Consider the following 9106-nt stretch of genomic DNA (forward strand, 5'->3'; position numbering starts at 1 on the left):
TCTGCTTGAAGTGGTCGATATCGAAGAGCAGGAAGTGCAGCCGTTCGCCGGTCTGCCAGGCGTCGCGCAGGTGGCGGTCCAGGCCGCGGCGGTTCAGCACCCCCGTCAGGGCATCCAGTTCCGAGGCTGCCAGCGCCCGCTGCTCGGTATACTTGCGCTGGCTGATGTCGAGGATCAGCCCGGCCAGGCTGTTCGGCTGGCCGCGGTGGTCCCGCCGCAGCTCGGCGACCAGCTCGTGCCACACCCAGCGGCCGTCGCCGGTGCGCAGCCGGATATCCAGGCGGAGCTGGGGCTGGCCGCTGGCGAGGCAGGTACGTACCCAGTGCCACAGCTCCCGGCGGTCATCGGGCTGGATCCGGCAAAGCAGACGGCGCAGCGCCAGGCGCGGATAGGTGTCCGGATAGCCCAGGGCGATCTTGAGAGCCTGGGAGCACCAGACCCGGCCATTGCGCAGCGAGACCTCCCAGACGCCGCAGCCCGCCACCCGGTGGAACAGCTCGATCTGGCGCTGGCGACTGGTCAGCTGGTGGCGATAGAGGGCCGCGGCAATCAGCTGGCTGGCGGCCGTCATCAGGTCGAGCCCCGGCCCCTCCCAGGAAACGGCCCGCTCGCAGTCATCGATGCCCAGCGTGCCCCACCACTGGTCGTGGACGACGATGGGCACCGTCGCCATCGAGCGGATCGCCTGGCTCTCCAGGTTCTCGCGCAGAGGGCCCGGGGCCATGGCGGGGATGCAGAAGGCGTGGCGCCTGCCGGCCTGGCGCTCTTCCACCAGGCGACGGTACTCGGGATCTGCCAGGGAGGAGGAAAAGAAGCGGAAGCGCCGCTGGGTGAGCTGGCGATAGTGCGCCGCGGGCGCCCACTCGAAGACGTAGTCCTGGACGACGGCCGTGGGCTGGAGCTCCAGCAGCTGGAAGATCCATACGCGGCTGACCCCCAGGGTGCGGCCGATCTCCGCCAGCAGGCGGTCGACCCCGTCGTACCAGTGCTCCGCCTCGAGCATCGCCTGGCTGGCGCGGGACAGGGCCGCCAGGCACTCGGCAGGATCGATCGGAGCAGGAGAGCCGTGCATCGGGAGATCCATCGATTTAGCGTTCTCCGGCGACATTACCCGAAGGGGGCAGGCCTGGCCAGCCGTGGCGGCGGCGCTTCGACGACGAGGGCGCCGGCTCGTAACGTCTCGCCCGCCACGTCCCGTATCGGCTTCGGGAACCGACACCGGGGTGCGACCTAAGTTGCTCCTGCTGCATGGCGCTATGCTGTTAGCATAGCGCGCGACGAAGGGAAAGAGGACTGCCTCATGGAGGATCACGGCTCGATGGCCGTCGACTCGACGCCTCCCGGCGTGGCTTGTGGAGCGCCCGACCGGGGTGTGGTGGACGACTTCTGCCGCCAGCTCCGGGTGGCGGTGGAGCAGAGCCCCGTGGCCATCGCCATCACCGATATCGACGGACGCTTCCAGTTTGCCAACCGCTGCTATGTCGAGATCACCGGCTACCGCTCGGAGGAGCTGCTGGGCCGCACGCCCGCCATGATCCAGTCCGGCGAGACCCCCGAACGCCTCTACCGCGAGCTGTGGGAGGCGATCCTCGGCGGGCGCGTCTGGGAGGGGGAGCTGCTCAACCGGCGCAAGGACGGCCAGACCTACTGGGCCCGGGAGAGCATCACCCCGGTGCGCAATGACCGCGGCGAGCTCGTCAGCTTCGTGGCGGTGAAGGAGGACATCACCGAGCGCAGGCGCCAGCAGGCGGAGCTGGCCCTGCTGGCCACGGTGTTCGAGACCGGCCAGGCGACCCTGATCGCCGACGCCGAGATGCGTATCGAGAAGGTCAACCAGGCGTTCACCGACATCACCGGCTATACCGACGCCGAGGTGGTGGGCCAGACCCCGAAGCTGTTCAAGTCGGGGCGCCACGATGCGGCCTTCTACCAGCGCCTGTGGCGGTCGCTCATGGAGGATGGCCACTGGCAGGGCGAGATCTGGAATCGCAATCGCCATGGCGAGATCTACCCGCTGTGGCAGTCGATCACCGCGGTGCATGACGACCAGGGGCGGCTGCGCCACTTCGTGTCGGTGTTCCACAACATCAGCGAACGCAAGCACATGGAGCAGGAGTTGGAGCGCCAGGCCTCCCGCGACCACCTCACCGGCGCCTATAACCGCCGCGCCTTCGATGGCGCCCTGCGCCAGGCCATGCAGCAGGCGGAACGGGACGCCGAGCCCCTGGCCCTGCTGCTGCTGGATATCGACCACTTCAAGGCGGTCAACGATCGCCACGGCCATGACACGGGCGACGAGGTGCTGCGGCGCGTCGCCGAAAGGCTGGCCGGCAGCCTGCGCAGCACCGACCTGCTGGCGCGCTGGGGCGGCGAGGAGTTCGCCATCCTGCTGCCGGGCACGCCGCTGCGCGGTGCGGCCACCTTCGCCGAGCGCCTGCGTTCCCGGATCGCCGAGAGCCGCCTGCTGGGGCTATCGATCACCGTGAGCATCGGCCTCACCGAGTACCGTCCCGGTGACGCGGCGGCCGTGCTGCTCGGCCGTGTCGACAGTGCCCTCTACCGTGCCAAGCGGGGTGGGCGCAACGGGGTGGTGATCGCCGGTGAGCCGGCGCCGGGCGAGGAGGTGCTGTGGTGACGGTTAATCGGGGATGGCCGCGGATGTTGCCGGGCTCTTGACGGGGTGATGCAGCCTGGCCGTGGCCTCGCACTGCCGGCAGGTGACCTGGGCGAGGTCATGGGGCAGCGGGGCGACGAGGAAGGCCTGCCAGCGTGCCTCGCCGCGACCGATCTCGATATTGCCGCAGCGGCAGTTCAGGATGAAGGCGCCGAAGGGATGGCGGTCGAGGGTGATGGTTGACATGTCGCTTCCCTCCCTGGAAGTGTCACGCCAGCCTAGGGGATCGGTCCGGGGAAGGCTAGTGGCCCGGGGTGACGGGCCCTGTAGGCCAGCGCCGACAGTGCGGATGGCGGAGGAGGTCGCGCAGCGCCGCGATTCCCCGTCGGCCAACCGTCAGCGGGCGCAGGGGCTGGCGGCCGCCAGCGCGATCGGGCATCTTGGGAGTAGACGGGCGTTTCACTCATGCTGGCCTGGCAGGGAGGAGGCGATGGTCGAGCCGCTCAAGGTGTCGGAGGTCTACTGGGCCTGCCCGGAGGAGGCCTTTTCCTTCGAGGTGACCAGCGAGCTGGAGTCGCTGGACCTGCTGAGCGGCCACGACCGCGCGCGGGAGGCGCTGGACTTCGGTACTGCGATCAGAAGCGATGGCTTCAACCTCTTCGTGCTCGGCCAGCCGGGTCACGGCATGCATAGCCTGGTGGGGCACTTCCTGGAGGAGCGCTCCCGGGACGAGGCGCCGCCGCCGGACTGGTGCTACCTGTTCAACTTCGAGGACCCGTCGGTGCCGCTCTTCCTGCAGCTGCCGCCGGGGCTGGGCCGCCAGCTGCGCCGTGACATCGAGGCGCTGGTGGACGAGCTGCGAAGTGCCATCCCGGCGGTGTTCGAGAGCGAGGAGTACCAGAACCGCCTGCAGGAACTGAAGCAGGCCATGGGCGAGCGCCAGCGCGACGCCATCGAGGCGGTGCGCCGTGAGTCCCGGGAGCAGGGGGTACTGCTGCTCTCCACCCCCAACGGCTTCACCTTCGCGCCGGCGGGCGACGACGACAAGATGCTGTCGCCGGAGGCGTACGAGAGGCTGCCCAAGGAGGAGCGGGAGCGCATCGAGCACACGGTGGAGATCCTGCAGCGCAAGCTGACCCAGGCGATCCGCCGCATGCCGAAGCTGGCCAAGGAGCTGCGCGACCAGGTCAACCAGCTCAACGCGTCGGTGCTGGAGTCGGCCATCGGCGCGCCCCTGGCGGAGCTCGAGGAACGCTACGCCGACGAGGAGGGGGTGATCGCCCACCTGGCGTCGATCCGCGAGGCGATCGTGCAGCACGTCGACTCCTTCATTGCCGATGACGCCGATATCCCCCCGGAGGCGGTGTTCAGCCGCTTCCACCTCAACCTGCTGGTGGACAACGCCGATACCTGCGGGGCGCCGGTGATCTACCAGGATTTGCCGGGCCACCAGCACCTGGTGGGGCGCATCGAGCATCATGTGCACAACGGCACCCTGCTCACCGACTTCTCGCTGATCCGTGCCGGGGCCCTGCATCGTGCCAACGGCGGGTATCTGGTGCTGGACGTGCGCGGCGTGCTGTCCCAGCCGGGCGCCTGGGAGACCCTCAAGCGCGTGCTGCGCGCGGGAGAGATCCGCACCGAATCCCTGGAGCAGGCCTACGGCCTGATCAGCACGGTGAGCCTGGAGCCCCAGCCGATCCCGCTGGACGTGAAGATCGTGCTGCTGGGCGAGCGGCTGCTCTACTACCTGCTGTGCGAGCACGACCCGGAGTTCCTGGAGCTGTTCAAGGTGCAGGTGGACCTCGAGGACGAGCTGCCCCGCAGCGAGGCCAATCTGACCCTCTACGCCCATATGATGGCGACCCTGGCCCGGGAGGCGGCGCTGCGCCCCCTGGATCGCAGCGGGGTGGCGGCGACCATCGAGCGGGCCAGCCGCCTGGCCGACGACCAGCAGCGCCTCACCGCCCGCCATCGCGACCTGAGCGACCTGCTCCAGGAGGCGGACCACTGGGCGGCCATGCAGGACGCCACGGTGATCACCCGCGCCCACGTGGAGAAGGCGGTGGCCCAGCAGCTCTATCGGGCCGGGCGCATCCGCGAGCGCAGCCTCGAGCAGATCAATCGCGGCACGCTGATGATCGCCACCGTTGGGCGCGCGGTGGGGCAGGTGAACGGCCTCTCGGTGCTGGCCCTGGGCGACTTCGCCTTCGGTCAGCCGACCCGCATCACCGCGACGGCGCGCCCCGGCGCCGGCCAGGTGGTGGATATCGAACGCGAGGCGCGCCTGGGTGGTCGCATCCACACCAAGGCGGTGATGATCCTGTCGCGCTTCCTGGCCGGCCGCTACGCCGCCAACGAGCCGCTGTCGCTCTCGGCGAGCCTCGCCTTCGAGCAGTCCTACGGCGGCATCGAGGGGGACAGCGCCTCGGTGGCAGAGGTGTGCGCGCTGGTCTCGGCCATCGGTCGGGTAGCCCTCGACCAGCGCTATGCCGTCACCGGCTCCGTCAACCAGCACGGTGAGGTGCAGGCGGTGGGCGGGGTCAACGAGAAGATCGAGGGCTTCTTCGATGTCTGCCGCGCCCGGGGCGAGCTCAGCGGCCAGGCGGTTATCCTGCCGGCCAGCAACGTGGAGCACCTGATGCTCAAGGCCGAGGTGCGCCAGGCGATGGCCGCGGGCCGCTTCCGCATCTTCGCCGTGCGCCACGTGGACGAGGCGCTGGCGCTGCTCACCGGCGAGGCCCCGGGCGAGCCGGACGCCCGGGGCCGCTTCCCAGGCGTCCCGGGTCGACGCCGGCAAGGGGCGGGGTGGCGGGAAGGGGGAGGCCGAGGAGGCCGCGGATGAGGGCGGCAGCGATGAGTGACGGCCCCGGCCCCGTGGCGATGCGCGTAGTGGCGCTGCTCGACGACTCCCGCCAGAGCCTGGCGGCGCTGGCGGCGGCGGTGGCGCTGGCCGACCAGGTCCGCGCCGAGCTGGTGGCGCTGTTCATCGAGGACCTCGACCTGCTGCACTGCGCGTCCTTTCCGTTCTCCTGCGAGGTGGGGGCGAGCACCGGGCTGACCCGGCCCCTGGAGAGCACCGCGCTCGAGGCGAGCCTGGCCCGCCAGGGGCAGCGCATCACTCGGGCGCTGGAGGAGGCGGTGGCCGGTCGCGAGCTGCGCCATCGTCTGCAGGTGAGCCGCGGGCAGGTGGTCAGCGAGGCGCTGGGCGAGGCCACGCCAGGGGACGTCCTGGTGCTGGGCAAGGCGGGACTCTCGTCGCGCTGGGAGTGGAGTGCGCGGCTCGGTTCCACCAGCCGCCGCCTGGTGCTGGAGGCGCCCTGCACGGTGATCATCTGGGACGAGCGCCACCCGCCGGTGCCCGGTCCGCTGCGCTACTTCCACGGCGAGGCGCCGACGCTGCCCTGGGGGGAGAGCCTCGCCGAGGCCTCGCGGAGCCATCCCATGGCCGCGGACGAACTCGAGCGCTTCCTGGCCCGGGCCCGCCGCGGCGCCCTGGTGATCAACCGCACGACCCTGGTCCGGCTGTCCGACGAGGACCCCGACGTGCTGGCGCGGATCCCGATCCCGGTGGTGGTGGTGCCCTGACCTCGTCCCTCGCCCCTGTGGCACACTAGGCGATCGGCAATGGCATTCAAGGATTCGCCCGATGGCGTATGTACTGGTGATGGGCGGCCTGGCGCTCTCGGTAAGCTTCACCCTGGGCTGGGCGCTGTGGCGGACCCTGGGCTGGGTCTGGCGGCGGGTGGCCGGGCCGCGGCGGGGGACGCCCCGCTCGCGCAAGGGGGCGGCGCCGCGCAAGGCGGCCGCACGCAAGCCCGCCGCCGCACGCAAGCCTGCCGCCGCCAAGGGTGCCGCCGCCAAGGGTGCCGCCGCCAAGGGTGCCGCCAAGCCGGCGGCCCCCGGCGAGCCCTGGGGCCTGACCCGCTGGCTCTCGCGGCGCCGCTCGGCGCTGCCGCTCTGCTCGCTGGCGCTGCTGCTCTACGCCCTGACCCGGGTGGTGGAGTTCGGCATGACCCAGCGCCCCCAGTCGCCGCCGGCCGGCTACCATGACCTGGTCAACGCTCTCGGCTGGGCGGCCGCCGGGCTGCTGGCCCTGGCACTGCTCAACCTGCTGGCGCGCTGGCGCTGCCGGCGGGAAGCATGACGGCCGGCGAAACGCCACGGCGGGCGAGCCGGTCCAAGCCCCTACATCCGCCACAGGAGTCCTCCCGTGCTCGCAAGCATCCAGCGTTTCTTTCAGCAGGCCCTGGCCGAGCCCGAACAGCATGACGATCAGGCCCCTACCCTGGAGCTGGCCACGGCCGCGCTGCTGTGCGAGGTGATACGCGCCGACTACCACGAGGACCCCGCCCAGCTCGACGCCCTGCGCGAGATGCTCCATGACACCTTCGGGCTCGAGGACGAGGCGCTGGATGAGCTGATGGCCATGGCTCGCGAGGAGGTCGAGAGCTCGGTGGATCACTACCAGTTCGTCAGCCTGATCAAGCAGCACTACGATTACCCCAAGCGCTGCGAACTGGTGCGCATGATGTGGCGGCTGGCCCTGGCCGACGGGGTGCATCACCATCTCGAGGAGCATCGGATCCGGCAGCTGGCGGAGCTGCTGCATGTCGGTCACGCCGACTTCATCCGCGCCAAGCTGCGGGTGCAGGAGGGGCAGGCCTGAGTCTTTTTCTCCATCGGGTAGAAAAATTCGACAATCTCACTGTTAGTATCTCTGTGAGTAGGAGAATAAACTTAACTTTCGCCGTCCTGCAGACATTATCAAAAGCCCTGCTAGAATCGCCCGCATGAATGCCCTGCGAAACGGTGGGGCTTCACCCTGTTCGAGTCGGGAGATCACAATGTCACGTAATACTGTCGTGCTTGGCGCTGGCATGGTCGGCGTCTCGGTGGCCTGGCATCTGGCGCGCCAGGGCCATTCGGTTACCCTGGTGGATCGGCGTGAGCCGGGTCGCGAGACCTCGTTCGGCAATGCCGGCATCATCCAGCGCGAGGCGGTGCGCCCCTACGCCTTTCCCCGCGACCTCGGCACCCTGCTGCGGGTGATGCCCAACCGCGAGGTGGACATCCGCTATCGGCCGACCGGCATGGTCAGCGCGGCGGGCCCGCTGCTGCAGTACTGGCTGAACTCCGGCCCCACGCGCTATCGGCAGATCGTCCCGGCCTGGGCGTCGCTGATCATGCGCTGCCAGGAGGCCCACGCGCCGATGATCGAGGCCTCGGGCGCCCAGGAGCTGGTGCGCCAGGGCGGCTGGCTGGAGCTCTACCGCACCCGCAAGGCGCTGGATGAGCGGCTGGTGGAGGCCCGCGAGAACCACGAGCGCTACGGGGTGGAGTTCGAGGAGCTGGACGCCGAGGCGCTCTACGCCAAGGAGCCGCACCTGGCGAAGGGGCTGGTGGGCGCCATCCACTGGACCCAACCGTGGATGGTGGCGGACCCGGGCGCCCTGGTGCAGGCCTATGCCCGGAGCTTCGAGGCGCAGGGTGGGCACGTCATGCTGGCCAGCGTCGAGGAGGTGATCCAGACGGGCACCGGCTGGCGGGTGGTGACCAGCGAAGGGGCCCTGGAGGCCGACCAGGTGGTGGTGGCCATGGGGCCCTGGTCCCGCGAGCTGCTGGAGCGGCTGGGCGTCTCCGTGCCGCTGTTCGTCAAGCGGGGCTATCACATGCACTACTCGGCCGAGGGCGGGGCGGCGCTCAACCACTGGGTCATGGACGCCGAGAAGGGCTTTTTGCTCGAACCGATGCGGGCAGGCATTCGCCTGACCACCGGCGCCGAGCTTGCCGACCTGGACTCCCCGCCGCAGTACCGGCAGCTGGCCGCCGCCGAGAAGGTGGCGCGCAAGCTGTTCCCGCTGGGCAAGCGGCGTGACTCCCAGCCCTGGAAGGGCGCGCGCCCCTGCATGCCGGACATGAAGCCGGTGATCGGGCCGGCGCCCGGCAAGGAGGGGCTCTGGATGGCGATCGGCCACGGCCACCAGGGCTTCACCCTGGGCCCGGTCACCGGGAAGCTGCTGGCCCAGATGATGGACGGCGAGACCCCGGACGTGGACATGACGCCGTTCCGCGCCGACCGCTTCTGAGACCCGGAAGCTGTGACCTTTGGTTCATCGCGGATCAGCGTGAAACTCAACTTGTGGGAGGGCGGCTTTGCGCCGGTTCGACGCCTCGACGAATGGCGCCGCAGGCGCCCCGGTGGAGTTGCCTACGCCGGCTCCTGCCGCCTGGGAGTCCTTCGGCCTCCATTCGTCGAAGCGTCGAACCGCCGGGAAACCCGGCCTCCCACCACTCACTCCCTGCGAACTCATTCCCACCCGTTCGCGATGAACTCTATTTCCTGGGGCCGGTGCCGCGCGCGCGCCTGACCTGATGCAGGGCCAGCTTGATCAGCAGGGTGACCACGAACACCAGCCAGCCGGCGGTAGCCAGGATATTGAACAGCAATATCTTCTGTTCGCCGCTCAGGGGGGTGAACAGCACCTCGAT

At 69.9% G+C, this 9106-nt stretch carries 8 protein-coding genes; 6 read left to right on the plus strand and 2 right to left on the minus strand.

Annotation, left to right across the window (positions count from 1 at the left end; translation table 11 throughout):
* The coding region (locus J5F18_RS11145; RefSeq protein ID WP_346298709.1) for a GAF domain-containing protein at positions 1-1084 on the minus strand (1084 nt) is incomplete at its 3' end.
* Between the two features lie 234 nt (positions 1085-1318).
* Here J5F18_RS11145 and J5F18_RS11150 point away from each other — a divergent pair.
* Positions 1319-2635, plus strand: coding sequence for a diguanylate cyclase (locus J5F18_RS11150; protein ID WP_346298710.1), 1317 nt, complete (start codon positions 1319-1321; stop codon positions 2633-2635).
* A gap of 3 nt (positions 2636-2638) precedes the next feature.
* Here J5F18_RS11150 and J5F18_RS11155 read toward each other — a convergent pair whose 3' ends face one another.
* Complete coding sequence (locus J5F18_RS11155; protein ID WP_346298711.1) at positions 2639-2860, minus strand: hypothetical protein; 222 nt, start codon at positions 2858-2860, stop codon at positions 2639-2641.
* A 244-nt stretch (positions 2861-3104) separates the two neighbouring features.
* On the opposite strand from J5F18_RS11155, the gene J5F18_RS11160 reads away from it, so the two are divergent.
* The 5 genes from J5F18_RS11160 (at position 3105) to J5F18_RS11180 (ending at position 8703) form a co-directional block, all read left to right on the plus strand.
* On the plus strand, positions 3105-5459 hold the full coding sequence (locus J5F18_RS11160; RefSeq protein ID WP_346298712.1) for an ATP-binding protein: 2355 nt from the start codon (positions 3105-3107) through the stop codon (positions 5457-5459).
* An 11-nt stretch (positions 5460-5470) separates the two neighbouring features.
* Positions 5471-6202, plus strand: a complete 732-nt coding sequence (locus J5F18_RS11165; RefSeq protein ID WP_346298713.1) for a universal stress protein — start codon at positions 5471-5473, stop codon at positions 6200-6202.
* 61 nt (positions 6203-6263) lie between these two features.
* Positions 6264-6761, plus strand: a complete 498-nt coding sequence (locus J5F18_RS11170; RefSeq protein WP_346298714.1) for a hypothetical protein — start codon at positions 6264-6266, stop codon at positions 6759-6761.
* Positions 6762-6827: 66 nt separating this feature from the next.
* Complete coding sequence (locus J5F18_RS11175; RefSeq protein ID WP_346298715.1) at positions 6828-7283, plus strand: TerB family tellurite resistance protein; 456 nt, start codon at positions 6828-6830, stop codon at positions 7281-7283.
* Between the two features lie 178 nt (positions 7284-7461).
* The gene (locus J5F18_RS11180; RefSeq protein ID WP_346298716.1) at positions 7462-8703 is read left to right on the plus strand and encodes an FAD-binding oxidoreductase; all 1242 of its coding nucleotides are present in this window, start codon (positions 7462-7464) and stop codon (positions 8701-8703) included.
* The last annotated feature ends 403 nt before the right edge of the window (positions 8704-9106 follow it).

Source organism: Halomonas sp. BM-2019 (assembly GCF_017584085.1).

Excerpts from the sequence above, each read along its gene's own strand:
- J5F18_RS11150 (WP_346298710.1), top strand. The coding sequence starts at position 1,319 with ATGGCCGTCGACTCGACGCCTCCCGGCGTGGCTTGTGGAGCGCCCGAC.
- J5F18_RS11155 (WP_346298711.1), bottom strand. The coding sequence starts at position 2,860 with ATGTCAACCATCACCCTCGACCGCCATCCCTTCGGCGCCTTCATCCTG.
- J5F18_RS11160 (WP_346298712.1), top strand. The coding sequence starts at position 3,105 with ATGGTCGAGCCGCTCAAGGTGTCGGAGGTCTACTGGGCCTGCCCGGAG.
- J5F18_RS11165 (WP_346298713.1), top strand. The coding sequence starts at position 5,471 with ATGAGTGACGGCCCCGGCCCCGTGGCGATGCGCGTAGTGGCGCTGCTC.
- J5F18_RS11170 (WP_346298714.1), top strand. The coding sequence starts at position 6,264 with ATGGCGTATGTACTGGTGATGGGCGGCCTGGCGCTCTCGGTAAGCTTC.
- J5F18_RS11180 (WP_346298716.1), top strand. The coding sequence starts at position 7,462 with ATGTCACGTAATACTGTCGTGCTTGGCGCTGGCATGGTCGGCGTCTCG.